19 protein-coding genes and 2 tRNA genes are annotated in these 17,061 nt (G+C 60.4%); 15 read left to right on the top strand and 6 right to left on the bottom strand.

All coding sequences use genetic code 11. The annotated features are described in order from the left end of the window. Positions 1-53 precede the first annotated feature (53 nt). The 7 genes from EH165_RS09580 to EH165_RS09550 all read left to right on the top strand — a co-directional run bounded on the left by EH165_RS09580 (position 54) and on the right by EH165_RS09550 (position 7,349). Positions 54-1,133, top strand: coding sequence for an FKBP-type peptidyl-prolyl cis-trans isomerase (locus EH165_RS09580; protein WP_124799261.1), 1,080 nt, complete (start codon positions 54-56; stop codon positions 1,131-1,133). A gap of 116 nt (positions 1,134-1,249) precedes the next feature. Beyond that, entirely contained in the window at positions 1,250-2,179 is a 930-nt protein-coding gene (locus tag EH165_RS09575; RefSeq protein WP_124799260.1) for a DsbA family protein, read from the top strand. Positions 2,180-2,248: 69 nt separating this feature from the next. Beyond that, positions 2,249-2,324: transfer RNA gene (locus tag EH165_RS09570), tRNA-Ala, on the top strand. A gap of 371 nt (positions 2,325-2,695) precedes the next feature. Then, positions 2,696-4,435: an aa3-type cytochrome oxidase subunit I gene (gene ctaD, locus EH165_RS09565; protein WP_124799259.1), complete on the top strand. Its 1,740-nt coding sequence runs from the start codon at positions 2,696-2,698 to the stop codon at positions 4,433-4,435. 105 nt (positions 4,436-4,540) lie between these two features. Then, a complete protein-coding gene (serB, locus tag EH165_RS09560; protein ID WP_124799258.1) occupies positions 4,541-5,746 on the top strand; it encodes a phosphoserine phosphatase SerB in 1,206 nt (401 codons plus the stop codon). Next, a complete protein-coding gene (locus tag EH165_RS09555) occupies positions 5,743-6,657 on the top strand; it encodes an aminoacyl-tRNA hydrolase (protein WP_124799257.1) in 915 nt (304 codons plus the stop codon). The genes serB and EH165_RS09555 overlap by 4 nt, the downstream gene beginning before the upstream one ends. A gap of 59 nt (positions 6,658-6,716) precedes the next feature. After that, entirely contained in the window at positions 6,717-7,349 is a 633-nt protein-coding gene (locus tag EH165_RS09550) for a LysE family translocator (RefSeq protein ID WP_124799256.1), read from the top strand. A gap of 27 nt (positions 7,350-7,376) precedes the next feature. Here the strand turns inward: EH165_RS09550 and EH165_RS09545 are convergent, their stop codons facing one another. Both EH165_RS09545 and EH165_RS09540 read right to left on the bottom strand, forming a co-directional pair. Continuing rightward, positions 7,377-7,964: an isochorismatase family protein gene (locus EH165_RS09545; RefSeq protein WP_124799255.1), complete on the bottom strand. Its 588-nt coding sequence runs from the start codon at positions 7,962-7,964 to the stop codon at positions 7,377-7,379. Between the two features lie 28 nt (positions 7,965-7,992). Then, positions 7,993-9,300, bottom strand: coding sequence for a nicotinate phosphoribosyltransferase (locus EH165_RS09540; RefSeq protein WP_124799254.1), 1,308 nt, complete (start codon positions 9,298-9,300; stop codon positions 7,993-7,995). A gap of 118 nt (positions 9,301-9,418) precedes the next feature. On the opposite strand from EH165_RS09540, the gene clpS reads away from it, so the two are divergent. From clpS to rdgB, 5 genes are all read left to right on the top strand, one after another. After that, a complete protein-coding gene (gene clpS, locus EH165_RS09535; RefSeq protein WP_124799253.1) occupies positions 9,419-9,709 on the top strand; it encodes an ATP-dependent Clp protease adapter ClpS in 291 nt (96 codons plus the stop codon). 3 nt (positions 9,710-9,712) lie between these two features. After that, positions 9,713-10,216 carry a DUF2017 domain-containing protein gene (locus EH165_RS09530; protein WP_124799252.1) on the top strand — a complete coding sequence of 168 codons (504 nt, stop codon included), beginning with the start codon at positions 9,713-9,715 and terminating at the stop codon, positions 10,214-10,216. Between the two features lie 105 nt (positions 10,217-10,321). Beyond that, a complete protein-coding gene (locus EH165_RS09525; RefSeq protein WP_206425885.1) occupies positions 10,322-11,014 on the top strand; it encodes a rhomboid family intramembrane serine protease in 693 nt (230 codons plus the stop codon). A gap of 32 nt (positions 11,015-11,046) precedes the next feature. Continuing rightward, the gene (rph, locus tag EH165_RS09520; protein WP_124799251.1) at positions 11,047-11,814 is read left to right on the top strand and encodes a ribonuclease PH; all 768 of its coding nucleotides are present in this window, start codon (positions 11,047-11,049) and stop codon (positions 11,812-11,814) included. Then, entirely contained in the window at positions 11,814-12,416 is a 603-nt protein-coding gene (rdgB, locus tag EH165_RS09515; RefSeq protein WP_124799250.1) for an RdgB/HAM1 family non-canonical purine NTP pyrophosphatase, read from the top strand. Before rph ends, rdgB begins: the two co-directional genes overlap by 1 nt. 52 nt (positions 12,417-12,468) lie before the next feature. Here the strand turns inward: rdgB and EH165_RS09510 are convergent, their stop codons facing one another. Beyond that, entirely contained in the window at positions 12,469-13,695 is a 1,227-nt protein-coding gene (locus EH165_RS09510; RefSeq protein ID WP_124799249.1) for an ice-binding family protein, read from the bottom strand. A 375-nt stretch (positions 13,696-14,070) separates the two neighbouring features. Here EH165_RS09510 and EH165_RS09505 point away from each other — a divergent pair, with 375 nt between their 5' ends. Beyond that, positions 14,071-14,526, top strand: a complete 456-nt coding sequence (locus EH165_RS09505) for a DUF5709 domain-containing protein (RefSeq protein WP_124799248.1) — start codon at positions 14,071-14,073, stop codon at positions 14,524-14,526. Positions 14,527-14,538: 12 nt separating this feature from the next. On the opposite strand, the gene ctlX is transcribed toward EH165_RS09505, so the two are convergent. Next, complete coding sequence (gene ctlX, locus EH165_RS09500) at positions 14,539-15,471, bottom strand: citrulline utilization hydrolase CtlX (protein ID WP_124799247.1); 933 nt, start codon at positions 15,469-15,471, stop codon at positions 14,539-14,541. Positions 15,472-15,591: 120 nt separating this feature from the next. Between ctlX and EH165_RS09495 the strand changes: the two genes are divergently transcribed. Beyond that, entirely contained in the window at positions 15,592-16,014 is a 423-nt protein-coding gene (locus EH165_RS09495) for an Lrp/AsnC family transcriptional regulator (protein ID WP_206425884.1), read from the top strand. 89 nt (positions 16,015-16,103) lie between these two features. Here EH165_RS09495 and EH165_RS09490 read toward each other — a convergent pair. Further along, positions 16,104-16,177, bottom strand: a tRNA-Leu gene (locus EH165_RS09490). 101 nt (positions 16,178-16,278) lie between these two features. Further along, complete coding sequence (gene bcp / locus EH165_RS09485; RefSeq protein ID WP_124799245.1) at positions 16,279-16,755, bottom strand: thioredoxin-dependent thiol peroxidase; 477 nt, start codon at positions 16,753-16,755, stop codon at positions 16,279-16,281. Between the two features lie 66 nt (positions 16,756-16,821). Between bcp and EH165_RS09480 the strand changes: the two genes are divergently transcribed. Next, the gene (locus tag EH165_RS09480; protein WP_124799244.1) at positions 16,822-17,043 is read left to right on the top strand and encodes a DUF3618 domain-containing protein; all 222 of its coding nucleotides are present in this window, start codon (positions 16,822-16,824) and stop codon (positions 17,041-17,043) included. Positions 17,044-17,061: the final 18 nt, after the last annotated feature.

Here is a 17,061-nt window from a genome sequence, read left to right as displayed (position 1 = left end):
ACACTCTTGCCCCGTAAGCTTGGCCGGTTGCCTTCTACGAGTTTGAGGAATCTATGCGTATCCGCACTGTGCTTGTCGTCCTGCCCCTGTTGGCTCTCGCTGCCTGTGGCTCCACCCCCGTTGTCGCCTCGAGCGCTGACTCGACCAGTCAAGCAAGCGCCAGTAATCAGTCGGGTCCGACGGGGGAGGGGAGCGCTAGTGCGCCAGCCGCTGTCGTTGCAGACCCAACCGCGCCTGTGAATGGGCCGGAGACCCCCGCCGCTACTGTTGCTAATGCGGATATTCCAGCGGCAGAAATGCCGTCTGTTACCGGCAAATTCGGTGAGTTGCCCACTGTTACCTTCCCGAGTACCCCCGCTCCGCCCAAGCTCAACATCCAGACCCTTTCGCAGGGCAACGGGCCCGCCGTCGCTACCGGGGACGTGCTGGTCGTCAACTATTACGGTGTGGTCTGGGGAGGCACCACCCCGTTCGATACTTCATTTGCCGCAGGAAAGACCCCGTTCGATTTCACCATCGGAAAGGGATCGGTCGTGAAAGGGTGGGACACCGGATTGCTTGGCGTCGCCGAGGGTTCGCGAGTGTTGCTCACGCTCTCCCCATCGGATGGGTATGGAACTGCTGGCCGTGCACCAACAATTTTGGGTACTGACACTCTCGTTTTCGTGGTCGACGTCATCGCTGCGCTCAGCGCCAACAAAATGGGCCAGGCCGATGCGGCTGTGCAGACACCACCTGCAGGTCTACCGACCGTTGAAGGCGCACTGGGCGCCTTCCCGACAGTGACCGTCCCCGCGGGGACGGCCGAGCCAGCTGGCATCGTGACAACAATCCTCGCCAAGGGCACCGGTGCGCCGCTGGTTGCCGGCGATGCGTTCCTGCAATTCGCAAGCTACGGATATGACGGTAAAAAAGCGGGGACAACCTGGGAAAATGGTGGTCCCCAAAAAATCACCCTCGGTGGTATCCCGGAACTCCAAAGTCTGCTCGGCATTCCGGTGGGCAGTCGCATCATGCTCCAAATTCCGGCGACCCCTGAAATCCCGGCGTCGGCTTCAGCGGCAGCTGTTCCGGCTAACCCCGCGTCCATCTTCGTGATGGACGTTGTGTACCAAGCTCCTGCAGCGAAGTAGCTCCGACCGGTTTCGACTGATCTCTCGGGCTGCATTCCTGTCTGCGCAGACCGACATAGTTTGCGGCGCATCCTGTGATGCGCCGCAAACTCGGCAATAGAAGGTGAGCGTTCAAGGTGGTAAGCCGCGATCCGCATGACGTTTCCGATACCCCTGCGGCGGATGAGCCGCTACCGGCGGAGCCGGACCAAGGGGAGACCGCCGTCCGTCCTGGCTGGATTGCGCCGCCGCCCGCTGAGCTTCGGACAGCCGTCGGTAGCGGCCCTGCGGGTAGTGCGATCAAAAGACAATCCGTGGCCTCGGAACGGAAGGCTGGTCCACAGTCGAAGCAGCTCATCATCGGCGGCATCGTGGTGGTGGTGATGGCTGTTGTACTGGTGGTGGGTCTGGTCCTGAACAAGGTGAATACGGCGATTCAGAACGACGGATACGGCAGCGCGACATCAACCACTGCCACGGTTATCGACGGCGTCATCGCAGTGGGAACAAAAACTGCGCCTGTGAGCATTGATTATTTCACCGACGCGTTATGCGCGAACTGCGGTCAGTTCGAGCGGCAGTACGGCCAGCAAATCGCCCAAGCAATGGATGAGGGCAAGCTGACCGTGCGCTATCACCTGCTGACCTACTTGGACGCACGTTCAATCACCCAGACCTACTCGACCCGCGCCGCGGCTGCCCAACTGTGCGTAGCCACCAACCTCGGACCGGAACCGGGTACATTTTCGCGTTTCCACGAACAACTCTTCGCACAGGATGTGCAGCCACAGGAGAACACCTTCACAGACCTGAGCACCGAGCAACTCGTAGACCAATTGACGCAGGCTCGCACTGCTGTGGGTGCCACGGGCAACGAAGCCGCAGTGGGAAAGGCTCTGGCCTGTCTGCGAGGCGGGGATACCGCGGCAGCCGCTGCTGCGAACACCGCGAGCGAGGCGCGGTTGACTCAAGCCCTGGGAGGGGTAGGTGCCCCGGTCGTGTTGGTGGGAAACAAAGGAGTTAATACTGACGACGTCAACTGGCTGACCAATCTCTTGGCTTCCTAGCTACCGCACCGCGCTGACCGGCCAATTAGGAATGCGCGGGCCGGGCTTGGTAATCTCGTAGGGCAGCACGGGGCTGTGGCGCAGCTGGTAGCGCACCACACTGGCAGTGTGGGGGTCAGGGGTTCGAGTCCCCTCAGCTCCACCATGTTTGGCAGCATCCCGGATAACGGAGATGCCAAGCACGGATCGTTTCGAAGAAGCTCTGACCTGAGGGTCAGAGCTTTTTTCGTTCCACGTATGTACCTTCAGCTACTCGTTCGTGGCGTCGTGATGAAGGGAACATCCTTCTCCTTTTCGGAGCCCATGAATGTGGTCCGGGAGGGCCGTCATCGGCGCCGATCGTGATGGCCCCCTCAAAATGTGGCGCGCCGCCGCGCGGACCCCGGCGCACCTCTCGCCCAATCTCGGACTAAGCTCGTCTACAGCTTCACAATCTCGATCGCGCCCTGTGCGCGGCGGCTCGCGAAGAGTAAGATTTCCTGTGTTGCCAGTACGCCGATTAGCTGGAGGATCGTAGTGACCGCCCTCGCTCCCCGCCCTGTTGTGAGTAGGCCCGTTACGGTCCAACGCGCTGCTCGGGGCACCAAGTTCCTGTCAATGTTGAAGACGACAGACCATAAAACCCTTGGCATCATGTACATCGTTACGTGCATGACGTTCTTTATGATCGGCGGCGTCATGGCGCTGCTGATGCGCGCCGAGCTGGCGCAGCCTGGGATGCAGTTCCTGTCGAATGATCAGTACAACCAGCTGTTCACCATGCACGGCACTGTCATGTTGTTGTTCTACGCAACCCCGATCGTCTTCGGCTTCGCGAACTTCATCATGCCGCTGCAGATCGGCGCGCCCGACGTCGCCTTCCCCCGGTTGAATGCGTTCTCCTACTGGCTGTTCCTTTTCGGTGCCCTTATTGCGCTGTCCGGATTCTTCACTCCCGGCGGAGCGGCTGCGTTCGGCTGGACCGCTTACACGCCGTTGTCCGGCGTGGAGAACTCGCCAGGAGTCGGCGGTGATCTGTGGATCATGGGTCTAGCAGTCGGTGGTCTCGGCACCATTCTCGGCGCCGTCAACATGATCACGACGATCATCTGCCTGCGTGCACCGGGTATGACGATGTGGCGGATTTCTGCCTTTACCTGGACCATCCTGATCACCTCCATCCTAGTTTTGGTTGCTTTCCCAGTTCTTACCGCAGCCTTGTTCGGACTGGCGGCCGATAGACACTTCGGTTCCCATGTCTTCGACCCGGCAAACGGTGGAGCGATTCTCTTCCAGCACCTGTTCTGGTTCTTCGGCCATCCTGAGGTCTACATCCTCGCTTTGCCATTCTTCGGCATCGTCTCCGAAATCATTCCCGTGTTTAGCCGGAAGCCAATCTTCGGATATCGCGGCCTGGTATTTGCCACCATCTCCATCGCTGCACTGTCAGTTGCGGTGTGGGCGCACCACATGTACGCCACGGGCGGTGTGTTGCTTCCGTTCTTCAGCATGATGACGTTCCTGATCGCGGTGCCGACCGGTCTGAAGTTCTTCAACTGGATTGGCACTATGTGGAAGGGGCAGTTGACATACGAAACACCCATGCTGTTCGTGTGCGGGTTCCTGGTCACCTTCCTGTTCGGAGGCTTGACGGGCGTCATTCTCGCTGCCCCGGCAATCGATTTCCACGTCTCCGATAGCTACTTCGTGGTAGCGCATTTCCATTACGTGTTGTTCGGCGTGATCGTCTTCGCAACCTTCGGTGGGATCTACTTTTGGTTCCCGAAGATGACGGGCAGATTCCTTGACGAAGGCCTCGGGAAGATGCATTTCTGGCTGACGTTCATCGGGTTCCACCTCACCTTCCTGGTGCAGCATTGGCTGGGCAACATGGGTATGCCGCGTCGCTACGCGGACTATCTTCCTTCCGACGGCTTCACAACGCTCAATGTCATCTCTACTGTCGGATCCTTCATCTTGGGAGCCTCAGTATTGCCGTTCGTATGGAACGTCATCAGGTCTTGGCGTCATGGCGAGATCACCACCGCTGATGACCCGTGGGGCTACGGCAACTCGCTCGAGTGGGCAACGAGTTCACCGCCGCCACGGCACAACTTCCTTTCGCTCCCGCGAATCCGTAGCGAGCGCCCAGCGTTCGAGTTGCACCACCCGCACATGGTGGAACGGCTCAAGCACGAAGCGCACCCGAATCGGGACTGGAAGCCGCTGGACGATCTTGAATCCAGCGATCATGTCAGGATCCCCGAGTCCCTCTGACGAATCTGTTGTGACGAGTCCCGCTGCCAATCGAGGCAGCGGGATTCGTTGCGTACGGGTCTGTGATGAGGCCTGCCTGCTGTTTCTCGAGCGAGGAGTCTTTCGATGGCGAAAAGTTCGGTGCTATTTACTGTGTCTGGACGCGATAGGCCCGGGGTTACAGGTGTGTTGTTCGGGATGCTCAGCCGGCATGGCGCAGATGTCCTGGACGTCGACCAGGTGGTGGTCCGCGGGCAGTTGACCCTCGGCGTGCTTGTTAGTACTGGGGGCGACCCGGAATCCCTCCAGGAAGCGGTCGAACAAGGCATGGCTTCTATCGGCATGCAACTGCAGGTGTCGATCGGCGGCGATCTTGAAAGCGGCAGGGACACGTCAACCCATGTCCTGGTAGTGATGGGGAAACCGTTGCAGGCCAAAGCTATCGGGGATCTTGCTCGGAGATTCGGCGAGCTCGGCGTCAACATTGAAACCATTAAACGCATTGCTGATTACCCGGTCACCGGTATCGAGCTATTCGTGACCGCTCCGGATGACGAAGAGCTGCGGCTGGCCGTCACGAAGATCGGCGCAGCAGCAGGTTTTGATGTGGCGGTTCAGCGAGCGGGCCTGGCGCGGCGCTCGAAACGGCTGATCGTTTTTGACGTCGACTCGACGCTGATTACGGGTGAGGTGATCGAGTTGCTCGCAGACCACACGGGGCGTCTCGCCGAAGTAGAGGAGATCACGAAGGCCGCAATGCGCGGTGAGCTGGACTTTGCAGAGTCACTGCACCGCCGGGTCGCCATGCTGGCGGGGTTGGATGCCGCGGTTCTCGACGAGGTCGGCAGCAGTTTGGAGCTCACGCCCGGAGCGCGGACGACGATTCGCACACTCAAACGGCTGGGGTATCGGTGTGGCATCGTTTCGGGCGGTTTCACCCAGGTGACGGGGCACCTCGTGAAAGAACTCAATCTCGATTTCGTCGCCGCCAACACATTGGAAGTGGTGGACGGACGACTGACGGGACGGGTTGTGGGCGAGGTGGTCGATCGGCAGGGTAAGGCAAGGGCGCTGGCAAGATTCGCGATGGAATCCGGTGTGCCGATGAACCAGACAGTAGCCGTCGGAGACGGCGCCAACGACATCGACATGCTCGCCGCCGCCGGGTTGGGTATCGCGTTCAACGCAAAGCCCATTGTCGCGGAATGCGCCGATACCGCACTGAATCAACCATTCCTGGATCCGGTGCTCTTTATCCTCGGGATCAGCCGTGACGAGGTAGAGGCTGCAGACGCGGAAGACGGGTACCACGCCAGATCTCCGCGGGTATGAGCAACCCGGACCCAGGCCCGGACCACACCGCACCGCCTGGTCCGCCGGTCCTTGGCGCCGCACTCGCCCCGTTAGCCGCGCGATACGGGTATTGGCTGGGGATGGATGCACACCAGGTTCTCCTGGATCGCGACGAGGCAGCGTGCGACGTCCGGTCAATGCCGTTAATCTTGCGGATGGAGCGAAGCGACCCGCCGCTGTGGTCGGCAGCTCTAGCAGGCGCAGCGACAGCAGCGACCGCGTTGTCCCTCGACCCCCGTGCAGCACCGGGTGGTGTGTGGTTCGACGCGATGTCGTCCTACTGCGCGGCACATATCCGCAAAGTCACGCGGCGAGCCCGGGGTATCCAGTGGGTGGCCGCTGCAGAACTTCCCGGGATCACCATCACGGCAGGCGGATTCCAAGGCCCCAGTACGCAGGTGCATGCGATCGTGCCTGGGTTGGTCACTGACCTTGACCCCCGGATCTCCAAGCTCCAGGTAGGTGGTACCGATGTGGCGACCGATCTGGACGTCGGCGGAGCGGGCGGTGTGCGAGCCGCATGCAACCGCGAACTGATCGCTTTAGGGGATCAGAAAGAGGCGATTCGTGAAGCACCGTCATTGCTGATGTGGCTGCCGCCTCACGTGCAGATGACGGCGGGCAAAGCCATGGCGCAAACGGGCCATGCTGGAATGATCGCCGCCGCGTTGATGGCGCGAGTGCAGCAGGAGCGTCTTAGGCGGTGGTGGGAAACGGGCTTGCAGACGCAGGTGAGGCGAGCCGATGGCAGACAGTGGGCACTGTTGGCCGCATCGGTCGCCGCACCGGAAGCAGCCTGGTCGCACGGGTTGGTAGCAGTGCGTGATGCCGGCTTCACGGAGATCGCGCCAGGCACTGTCACCGTCATCGCGGACGCATCAGCGATCTAGCCATCCTGCGCAGTCTCATTCGGTTGCTGGGAGGTGCCAGGTGCTGTCATTATCTGCTGATGCTCACCGGTGCCCAGCTCGCTCCGTTCCTCCTTGCGACCTCCCTCATCACACTGAGCCCCGGGCCAGCAACCGCCCTGATTGTGCGCCATTCGGCGATTCATGGGTTTCGGTCGTCTGTCGCTGTGCTGGCCGGGATCGAGCTTGGCGTCTTTTGTTGGGTGAGTCTGGCAGGCATCGGAGTCGCAGGGTTGGTAGCGGCTAGTCCGGGCGCATTCACAGTGCTGAAAATAGTGGGTGCCATTGTGCTTTTGTGGATGGGGATCCAGGCCTGGCGCGCGAGCTTCGCGATGGTCAGTGGCCCGGTAGATTCGGAACTGGTCGGGACCCAGCGTGCGTGGCGGGGCTTTGGTGTCGGCTTGCTGACAAACCTGGCCAACCCAAAAGCTATGGTTTTCTGTCTGGCGTTCTTCCCACAATTCATTCCTGCAGGCGCACCTGTCTTGTCAACAACGATGTTCCTTGCTGCGATCATGATCGTCATTGATACCGCCTGGTTCGTCTGTCTGGCATTGGCAGCGCACCGTGCAAAAGGGTTCTTTGCGCGCGCCAAGGTGCGCCGAGCTCTCGATCGCGTGGCTGGCACGGTATTCGTCGGGCTCGCTGCCCGCATGGTGACCTTGGTGCGCTAGCAGGCTTCAAATCGGGGACCGTCGTTATCAGATGAGCTTGACGCCCGCTTCCCGCATTGCAGCCACCGCCGCTTCGCCGTCACCGGCCCGCAACTCAACGAACCGGGTGAGAGCGAGCGGGACGGCAACGTCGTATCCGAGCTTCACGCCGTCTATGGCGGTTTCTTTGACACACCAATCGCCGGCCAAGCCGATCACCACAATGGACATGATCCCGTTCTCGTCCAGAATGGTGGACAGTTCGGTGCCGCGGACCACACCGGTTTCCAGGTGTTTGACGGAGAATCCCGAGTAGCCGTCTTCGGGCCCGGAGCCTTTGCGCACCACAGGGCCGACGATGGGAAATCCCGGTGCGAATGCTGCGCCCATGCTGTCGATAACGCAGTGCACCGGCCATATTCCGCCGTCTTTGGCGAAGTGTGGCGTGGACTCCGGATGCCAGTCCTGGGTATAGACAATGAGGCCGCCAGCGGCTTCTGCTGCCGCAATTTCGGCCGCAACGCCCGGGAGAATATCCTCGCCGCCCTGCACATACAGCGAGCCCGCAGGGTCGGCGAAGTCGTGCTGCACATCGACCACAATCAACGCCGTTGCGGGAGTGTAGGTCCAAGTCATGTCCAAAATCCTTTATCAGAGGTAGGTGTCAGGGAATTAACGACGTGGTGGGGATGGCTGCCTCACCTCGAGAGAGCTTTAGTCCAGCCCACGGCAGGCTGACAAGTGCGGCGGCAAGGTGCTGCCGGGAGTCCTGGAGTTTCGGTAGACCTTCGACGGGCTTGCCGGCACGGAGGAGCGGCTGCGGCAAAATCTTGTCGTTCGCAAGGCTCTCGGGCGCAGGACCGTCAGCAAGGTAGACAACCTCTTCGGTGGCGGTGCCCGTGTCGCGATAGCGGCGGAGCGCTGATTTGCGCCCGCCGTACGACTTCTTGTTTTCGCTGCGTTTTGCGACGGGCCGGCCATCCACTTCGACCAGTTTGTAGACCATACTCGCGGTAGGCGCACCTGATCCGGTGACGACGGAGGTCCCAACGCCGTAGACATCAACAGGTTCCGATCGAAGCGCCGCGATGGCATATTCGTCGAGATCACCGGAGAGCACTACCTTCGTTTTCGTTGCACCCAACGCGTCGAGCTGATCCCGAGCTGCTCTGGCCAGTACGCCCAAGTCTCCCGAGTCAATGCGGATGGCGCCCAGATCGGTGCCCGCGACCTTGATCGCGGTGGCGATGCCTTGGGTGATGTCGTAGGTGTCAACCAGCAGGGTGGTGTCCACCCCGAGAGAAGCGATCTGCGCGACGAAGGCGGCTTCTTCTGTGTCGTGCAGCAACGTGAATGAGTGGGCGGCGGTGCCTCCGGTGGGGATCCCGTAGCGGCGTCCCGCCTCCAGATTCGAGGTAGATCCGAAGCCGGCAAGGTAAGCCGCGCGCGCGCAGGCAACCGCAGATTCCTCGTGGGTACGGCGCGATCCCATTTCGATCAGGCGCCTGCCAGCCGCTACTGAGACCATCCGGGCTGCGGCGGAGGCGATGGCGCAGTCGTGGTTGAGGATCGACAGGATCAACGTCTCCAGGATGCAGGCCGATCCGAAGCTTCCGCGGACCGTCAAGATAGGGGAGCCGGCGAAGAACAGCTCGCCTTCGGGGTAGGCGTCGATGTCGCCATCAAAGCGGTAGTTCGAGAGGTAGGTCAGAGTTGCTTCGTCGAGAATGGGTGCGAGCTGCGCGAGTTCGTCATCCCCGAAAGTGAAGTCGTGCAGCGCCTCTACGACGCGGCCTATCCCCGCCACTACGCCGTAGCGCCTCCCCTCTGGTAGCCGCCGGGTAAACGCCTCGAACGTGCAAGACCGATCGGCACTGCCCTCGGCCAGCGCTGCTTGCAGCATCGTTAGCTCGTAGTGGTCTGTCATCAGAGCGGTACTGCGGCGATACGGCGAATGCGGTGCGGCTGTCATTGGGCAAGCCTACAAAGCCGCGAGAGCATTCGTGGACGCGGGGACTCAGGGCGGAGCGCGCACAACCGCCGTCGCACGTGGCGCGCGGGGGGCGTTGGCAGCGTGAAACAATGGCTTCGTGACCTCTGCCCCGATCGCCCCGCCTGTTGAAGTTGCCGAAGAGGTGACCTCTGCTGACCACCCGTGGGTGACGATTGTCTGGAACGACCCGGTCAACTTGATGTCGTACGTCACAATGGTGTTCGTGAAGCTGCTGGGCCATCCGAAGTCCAAGGCGGAGAAGTTGATGTCTGACGTACACGTCAAAGGCAAGGCAGCGGTGTCCTCGGGCACTCGTGAAGCCATGGAGATCGATGTCGCGAAGCTCCAAGGCGCAGGGTTATGGGCCACGCTGCAGCAGGACAACTAGCAAATGGCATCGTTTAAGCGGCACCGGGGCCACATCGTGGGCCACCTTGAGCCTGCCGAATCACAGTTGTTGGCTGACTTGATGAACCAAATCCGGCAGATGCTGGCCGGGCGACGGGCTCAAGCCCCGCTCGATCCGCTCGATGCCATCACCGGAATGGCGACGGCGCCCAGCACTGCTCCAGAAGACCCGGCGTTGGCGCGGTTGCTGCCGGATTTTCACCGTAGTGATGCGGACCTCGCTGGCGGAATGCGGATGCTGTACGAACCGGAGTTGTTAGCGGCCAAGGACGCCGCGGCGATCGCACTCCTGGACTCACTCCCGCTGGGCGGCGGAGCGGTGCGACTGGACCCCGATGAGGCGCAAACCTGGGCCGCAGCTCTCAACGATGTGCGGCTAGCGCTCGGCGTGCGTCTCAATATCACGTCTGATGACGGCGAACCAGACTTGGAACGCGAGGAGTTGGAGGGGCGGGTCCCGCCATGTTCAACGTCTACCGTTGGTTGACGGAGCTTCAAGACTCGGTGGTATACGCCTTGATGCGCTGATTTTCAGTACTTTTTCAGGGTTTACCCGGGTACGCCCTTGGAAGGACTGCCTTAGGCTGAAGCTATGACTCTTTCGGCGTCCACTCCGTCCATGCAGCCCGGGAAGGCGAGTAAGAAAGACCTCATTCCCGCTCAGTGGCAGCAGGCGTTGATCGTTCCTGGTGCGTTTTTGGTAGTGATGTATCTCGTGCAGTTGGTGCAGGCGGTAATGCCTGCCGCTGGAGATGCCGCTCTGGTCCACTTTGCAGGTGTAGAACCACGGCAGGTTGATGGCTTGGTCGGGGTGATCACCTCGCCGTTTGTCCATGCCAATTGGGGTCACCTTTTCGCGAACACCATCCCATTCTTAGTATTCGGTTTCCTCCTGATGGTCAATGGGGCCAAGCAATTCATCGCTGTCACCGTGTTGGTGTGGCTGATCGCTGGCATGGGGACCTGGCTCACCGGGGACGGCAATTCGGTGGTGATCGGGGCTTCAGGTGTGGTGTTTGGCTGGCTTGCCTACCTGGTGACCCGCGGTGTGTTCACCCGGAACTTCTGGCAGATCGTAATGGGCATAGTGCTTCTCGCAATCTGGGGCTCCATCTTTTGGGGCGTATTGCCCTCGGCTAACCAGGTTTCGTGGCAGGCTCACCTGTTCGGTTCCATCGGCGGTCTCGTGGCTGCGTTCCTAGTGTCGAAAGCTGACGGGCCGCGAACGCGGAAGTCGGCTGGGACCCAGGCACAGAGTGAGGGCTTCGGACCTGCCGCCGCATAGATCCACATCCTTTCAACCGTTACCCTTCACCCATGGTGCGTAACGACGGCAGAAACGACGACGAACTCCGGCCCGTAAGGTTCACTCGCGGCTATCAATTGCATCCCGCTGGCAGTGTTTTGGTGGAATTTGGCGGGACTAAAGTGCTGTGCGCCGCAAGTGTGACTCCGGGAGTTCCGCGGTGGCGCAAAGGTTCTGGCTCAGGGTGGCTTACCGCCGAATATGCGATGTTGCCGTCGGCAACCCACACCAGATCGGATCGGGAAGCGGTGCGCGGCAAAATCGGTGGTCGGACCCACGAGATATCCAGGCTGATAGGTCGGTCACTTCGTGCTTGCATTGATCTTGCCGCGCTGGGGGAGAACACCATCGCTATCGACTGCGATGTACTGCAAGCAGATGGCGGTACTCGCACCGCAGCCGTCACGGGCGCGTACGTGGCGCTGGCAGATGCATTGACCTGGATGCACGCCTCTGGCGTGTTGGCCCACCCGCAAACGTTGTCCTGCCAGATCGCCGGAGTCTCGGTCGGTGTAGTCGGCGGCAAAGTGCGGCTGGATTTGCCGTACGAGGAAGATTCGCGCGCTGAGGTCGACATGAATGTGGTGGCCACGGACGCTGGGACCATCGTGGAGGTGCAGGGCACGGGGGAGGGCGCCACATTCTCGAGAGCCACCCTGAACACAATGATCGATTCTGCGCTGGCTGGTATTCACGTCCTGACAAGGCTGCAGCGTGAAGCGCTGGCAGCGCCGTACCCAAAACAGCTGCCCGAGCCCAAGAAATCGGTAAAAAACTGATGAGCCGCATTCTGCTTGCCACCCGAAATGCCAAAAAACTCGCCGAGCTGCAACGCATCCTGGGTGACAGCGTGAAGGTTCTCGGGCTCTCCGACGTCCGCGAGTTTCCCGAGGAACCCGAAACAGGCGCCACTTTCGAAGCAAACGCGGTGGACAAGGCGGTCCAGGCGGCGCGGGAAACAGGTGAGATCTCGTTGGCCGACGACTCCGGATTTTGTGTTGATGCGCTGAACTCGATGCCTGGCGTGCTGTCCGCTAGGTGGGCTGGTCACCATGGCGATGACGATGCGAATAAGCAGCTCGTACTGGCGCAGCTGACCGACACGCCCGACGAACGTCGGGGGGCCGAATTCGTCTGCGCCCTCGCGCTCGCGGTGCCAGGCGAGGAGCCGAGAGTGGTCCGCGGCCAGTGGCGCGGGGTAGTAATCCGAGAAGAGCGCGGCAGCAACGGCTTTGGCTACGATCCCATTTTCGTGCCCGAGGGTGGCGACGGTCGCTCTTCGGCGGAGTTGACGCCCGCAGAGAAGGACGCGCAGTCGCATCGCGGTCTAGCCACCGCCTTAATGCTGCCGCAGCTCAAGGCGGCCCTCGGGCTGATCTGAGCGTTGTGGCCGCGGGGGCTCGCTCCCCGATGCTCCTTGACGATTGGAGACGTCAAGAGCGATGCCGCGGTGGGGGAGAAAGGCGCCGTCTACCGGAGAGGAGGAGGACGGTTCCACAAGCGATCAAGGCCGCTGCGGCGCCTGCGATGGGGCCGGAGTTAGTGCCCGTGATCGCCAGCTGTTTCGTCCCGGTATCGATCCCGTGTTGTCCAGTTTGAGTGATAACGCCGGTTTTCCCCGTGGTGGAAGGATGTTTGCTCGTGACCGACGACTGCGTCACCTGAGAAGTTGTTGCCGGCGAAGTAATCACTGGGCCGGTCAACGGTGTGGTCGATAGGGCTGTGGAGTTACTCGACCCCTCAGCTTCACTGGCGGTAGGCGTCGTTGGTGAGCCATTCGTCGAACTGGTTTGGCTCGAGGTCGAACCCTGGCTGCTGGAGCTGCTGGACGAACCGGATTCAGTGGATGTAGAGCTGCTGCTGGAGCTGCTGGACGAACCGGAGCCAGTGGATGTAGAGCTGCTGCTGGAGCTCTCGCTTCCACTGGATGTCGGTGGAGTGTCGCCGTTGCATTCGGCGCCAGTGATCGTATTGGTGTCCAGTGTTACCGCGCCGTTGCGCGCCAAAAGTCTGCCTTGGATGGTGGCTTGCGTAGTAGCGGTAATCGAGGTGAGCGCCAAGACATTTCCGACGAAGGTGGAGCCTGTTCCCAAAGTGGCAGAGCTCTGCACCTGCCAAAACACGTGGCACGCCTGCGCGCCGTTGATCAACGACACCGAGCTGGCGGTCGCGGTGATCAAAGTGCTGTCAGTTTGGAAGATCCAGACGGCGTCCGGATTCTGCTGAGCATCCAATGTCACCGTCCCCGTAATGCCAAGTGTGGGGCCTCCGTAGACCCCGGAAAGAAATGTCTGTCCGCCCAATTCGCTGGCGACGGGAGTGCGAATTCGGCCGGCCGCGTCGTCGTACGCGCCCACAAGCGCCAGCTGGGCTTGGCTGGCTTCGGTGTCGGTAAAGTGCATGGCTCCTCCGATGACCGCTTGATCCATGCCAGAGTGGTCAGTGCCGGGGGATACTCCAATTCCACCCCCCACCACTGACGATCCCGTGTTCGTGACAGCTGACCCACCGATCACCGAGTAACTGCTCAGAACGCCGAGCGCAACGGGAGATTCGGCGGCACTGGCGTGGCCAGCCGTGAAAAGCGTTACGGCTGCCACAAGAGCAATGGAACTCGCTGCGGCTAGAACGGGAGGGAGGGCAAACGTTCTGGGCGACATCGGGTTCCAACTCTCCGCGATATTGGAAAAACAGGTTCCGCGCACATCGGGGGGGAACAACCGAGCCTCGGGGAGGTCCCCGTCTTTCAGTTGGCCGTGCGAAGGTCTGTGAACAGAAGGTAGGCCATACCCTGGGGTTTTCACAGGGGATTCACTCAAATCACCCGGTCAAGAAAATTGGGGCATTTCGGACACCGATGTGGCAACTGCGTGTACAGAAGGCGCTTCACCTTTGGAGTGCGATTGGCACTGCAGCTGAGTGTCAGTAGGCCATTCGGGTAGCCATGAACGAGTGGGTTCTCACCATGAAACGTTCAATGAAGGGCATAGTGAAGGAAGCAAATCACGGCAAATGAGTGAAAAGGAAACCCTGAAATGTCAGAAGTAAGTTTCGAAGTGTCCGACCGAGATGGCTCCCGCGACGTGAACGATGGGGGTGACTCCAGCACCGAGCAGCTGTCTGCAGAGGACACGCTTGTTGATCGCGGACTCGAAGATCCACTCGACGAAGGGTATTCGCCGCCCGACTACGAGCCGAATACAAAGATCCCCACAGAAGCCGAGGAAGCTCAGGGTCTGAGCCTCGACGAGTTGTTAGCAGCGGAAACTCCTGACGTCTTCGAACGCGCCGAGACCGAGGATGATAGCGAATTTGAAGCACTCGAGTTGGGCGAAGTGCGAGCGGGCCGTCTCGTGGATTCCGGCGACGGCAGCTACGACGACAATGAGAAGAGCTTGATAGCCGAGGATGTCGGGTTTTCCGGGGGCGCAGCCAGCGCAGAGGAAGCAGCGATGCACATTTTCGATCCTGACCACAACGATCGTTTTTGAGCGGTGCGCTTCCTAGCTCACGGCTGGGGCGAACCGGGGCTCAAGGTGGATTCCGGCGATCATGCAACGGACCGACCCGCCTGCAAGTTCCAGGGTCGGTACCTCGAGGGGCACAATGATGCAGCTGTGCTCGACGCGCGCTCGTTGTGACGGAGTGAGTGAGCGTTCGGCTCGGGTTGACATGGCCAAAATGCGACCGTGATCTCCTTGAAGTTCCAGGGCATTTCCAGCAAATTCGCCGATTTGGGCGTGACTTAGTTCGATTACCTGACGGCCAGGTGCGGCGAGTCGCTGCGCAACCTCAGCGCGTCGCTCTCGGTCGCTGATCATGACCAGGCCGGCGAGTGCAAAATCGGTACCGACGCACAACATGACATTGGTGTGGTAGCAACGTATTCCGGCTTCATCGCGCGCGTCGAACGCTAGGGGCTCGTAGCCAAAGTTAGTGCAGAAGCGTTCGAGCGCGATCGGGTCGGCTCTGTTGGATCGCGCCACGTAAGCGATCCGAGTGATGTGATCCAGGACCATAGCGCCGGTGCCTTCGAGGAAGATCGAATCCTGTTCCAAACCTGAGTAATCGATGACGTCTTGCACTCGGTAGTCACGTTTGAGGAGCTCGATGACGTCGCTTCTGCGTTCGCGCCGCCGGTTCGGAGCCGTCATGGGGTAGATCGCCACGTGACCCCCCGCATGAGTGCTGAACCAGTTGTTAGGAAAGACGCTGTCGGGTGTTGCCGTGCCTTCGTCGTCGAACAGGTGGACATAGACACCGTGAGATCGCAGGGTCTGCGCTGCGGCGGTCACTTCTTGGAAAGCTCGAGCCGCTACGTCCGGGTGGTAGCTACTGATGGGAGCCTGGAAGGAGTTGTCGCTCAGGGTTTGCGGGTTGGGCAGGAAGTGGTGCGGTCTGATCATGACGATCGACGCAGGCGCTTGGATAGACATCGAGACTCCTCAGGGTTCTCCTCACCGTAGAACGTCTGAATAGTCACCCACAATCCAAAAAGAGCATCAATATGTGCTGTCAAACATTCACTCTGAATAGTCCCGATGTACATTCTGTGCATGGATGACCTTGACCAACGACTACTGGCACTTTTACGGGTCAACGCGCGCGAACCCGTTGCCAGCCTCAGCCGACAGCTGGGTGTTACCCGCGCCACAATCGCCGCGCGGCTAGAGAAATTGATGGAAACTGGCACTGTGGTTGGCTTTTCGGTGCGTGTTCGAGAATTTCCCGACTCGTCCACGGTGAGGGCGATCGCGCTCATCGAAGTAGAGGGAAGAAGTACCGACTCGGTCATCAGGCGGCTGCGTGGCCTCGCCGAAGTAGAAGCGCTACACACCACCAATGGTGGCTGGGACCTTGTAGCCGACATACGCACCGACAGTCTTGCCGGTTTTGACCGCGTACTGGGCCGCATCCGGTCGATCGAGGGAGTCGTGAACAGCGAGACAAGTTTGCTGCTGAGCTCTGTGCTTACCTAGGGTGCTTCCGCTCACCTCTTGCCCGGCGCTCCACCTGAAACTGAGGCATTTTCCAAGAGCTTATTGCTGGTCAGCGGGTAATACCTGTGTGGGGCCGAAGGGAGTCGAACCCTCACTGGCACGGACCTAAACCGTGTGCCTCTGCCAATTGGGCTACGGCCCCAGCGTCGTCAGCACTCTCGCGAGCCAGACAACGTTCATCAGTTTAGCGGGCACCGAGCTATGTTCCGTACCGGTGAAAATGGACGGAGCGCTGGCTCTGGATCACTCGCCCACTCCCAGCTCTTTGATCAGCCTTGCCACATGACCCGTCGCTTTGATGTTTCGCCAGACCTTCTCGACCTTGCCCCGTTCGTCGATAACGAAAGTCGAGCGGATCACGCCCATCACCGTTTTGCCATAATTCTTCTTTTCGCCGAAGGCACCATACGAAGAGAGCACCTTCCTTTCTGGGTCTGACAGCAGCAGAAGGTCTAGATTTTCTCGCGCCCGGAACGCCTCCAGCTTGGCGGGTGCATCGGGGGAGATACCGATCACGGTGTAGCCCGATGTATCAAACACGCCTCTCGCTGCTGTGAAATCGCAGGCCTGTGTGGTGCAGCCCGGTGTGAGCGCCGCTGGGTAGAAGTACAGGACGACTTTTTTGCCGGTGAAGTCGCTCAAGCTCACCTCTGTGTTGGAGCTGTCAGGAAGGGAAAATGCTGGGGCGTCATCGCCCACGTCAATTGGCTGTGTGGTCATACAAGTAGGGTATTAGCTAGCCCGATGCAGTCCTGTGTCCGGTAGGTACGTGTGAGGGAGAAAACAGTGGCCCGCGATGCTGACACCATCCAGGCGGAGATCGAGCGCGCTCGAGATGCGCTTGCTGTCACCGTGGATGAGCTGACCATCCGCGCCAATCCAAAAAAACTGGTGAATGACGCTAAGCAGACAGTCACCTCCAAACTTTCTGCGCCCAAGGTTAAGTACGCGTTGATCGGCGTGGGCGTGCTTATCGGTGCATTGATTGTCCGACGCATCCTGAAGTAGCCAGCGGGTGTTTTCCGC

It is taken from the genome of Nakamurella antarctica, from assembly GCF_003860405.1.
In the GTDB taxonomy this organism is placed as follows: Bacteria; Actinomycetota; Actinomycetes; order Mycobacteriales; family Nakamurellaceae; genus Nakamurella; species Nakamurella antarctica.
The sequence above is the reverse complement of the archived record's forward strand: the minus strand, read 5'-3'. Positions and strand labels throughout refer to the sequence as shown.

Coding starts and splice junctions, on each gene's coding strand:
- ctlX (WP_124799247.1), bottom strand. CDS start 15,471: ATGTCTATCCAAGCGCCTGCGTCGATCGTCATGATCAGACCGCACCAC.
- EH165_RS09555 (WP_124799257.1), top strand. CDS start 5,743: ATGAGCAACCCGGACCCAGGCCCGGACCACACCGCACCGCCTGGTCCG.
- EH165_RS09495 (WP_206425884.1), top strand. CDS start 15,592: ATGGATGACCTTGACCAACGACTACTGGCACTTTTACGGGTCAACGCG.
- EH165_RS09550 (WP_124799256.1), top strand. CDS start 6,717: ATGCTCACCGGTGCCCAGCTCGCTCCGTTCCTCCTTGCGACCTCCCTC.
- bcp (WP_124799245.1), bottom strand. CDS start 16,755: ATGACCACACAGCCAATTGACGTGGGCGATGACGCCCCAGCATTTTCC.
- EH165_RS09530 (WP_124799252.1), top strand. CDS start 9,713: ATGGCATCGTTTAAGCGGCACCGGGGCCACATCGTGGGCCACCTTGAG.
- EH165_RS09540 (WP_124799254.1), bottom strand. CDS start 9,300: ATGACAGCCGCACCGCATTCGCCGTATCGCCGCAGTACCGCTCTGATG.
- rdgB (WP_124799250.1), top strand. CDS start 11,814: ATGAGCCGCATTCTGCTTGCCACCCGAAATGCCAAAAAACTCGCCGAG.
- serB (WP_124799258.1), top strand. CDS start 4,541: ATGGCGAAAAGTTCGGTGCTATTTACTGTGTCTGGACGCGATAGGCCC.
- rph (WP_124799251.1), top strand. CDS start 11,047: ATGGTGCGTAACGACGGCAGAAACGACGACGAACTCCGGCCCGTAAGG.
- EH165_RS09545 (WP_124799255.1), bottom strand. CDS start 7,964: ATGACTTGGACCTACACTCCCGCAACGGCGTTGATTGTGGTCGATGTG.
- EH165_RS09510 (WP_124799249.1), bottom strand. CDS start 13,695: ATGTCGCCCAGAACGTTTGCCCTCCCTCCCGTTCTAGCCGCAGCGAGT.
- EH165_RS09580 (WP_124799261.1), top strand. CDS start 54: ATGCGTATCCGCACTGTGCTTGTCGTCCTGCCCCTGTTGGCTCTCGCT.
- EH165_RS09525 (WP_206425885.1), top strand. CDS start 10,322: ATGACTCTTTCGGCGTCCACTCCGTCCATGCAGCCCGGGAAGGCGAGT.
- EH165_RS09505 (WP_124799248.1), top strand. CDS start 14,071: ATGTCAGAAGTAAGTTTCGAAGTGTCCGACCGAGATGGCTCCCGCGAC.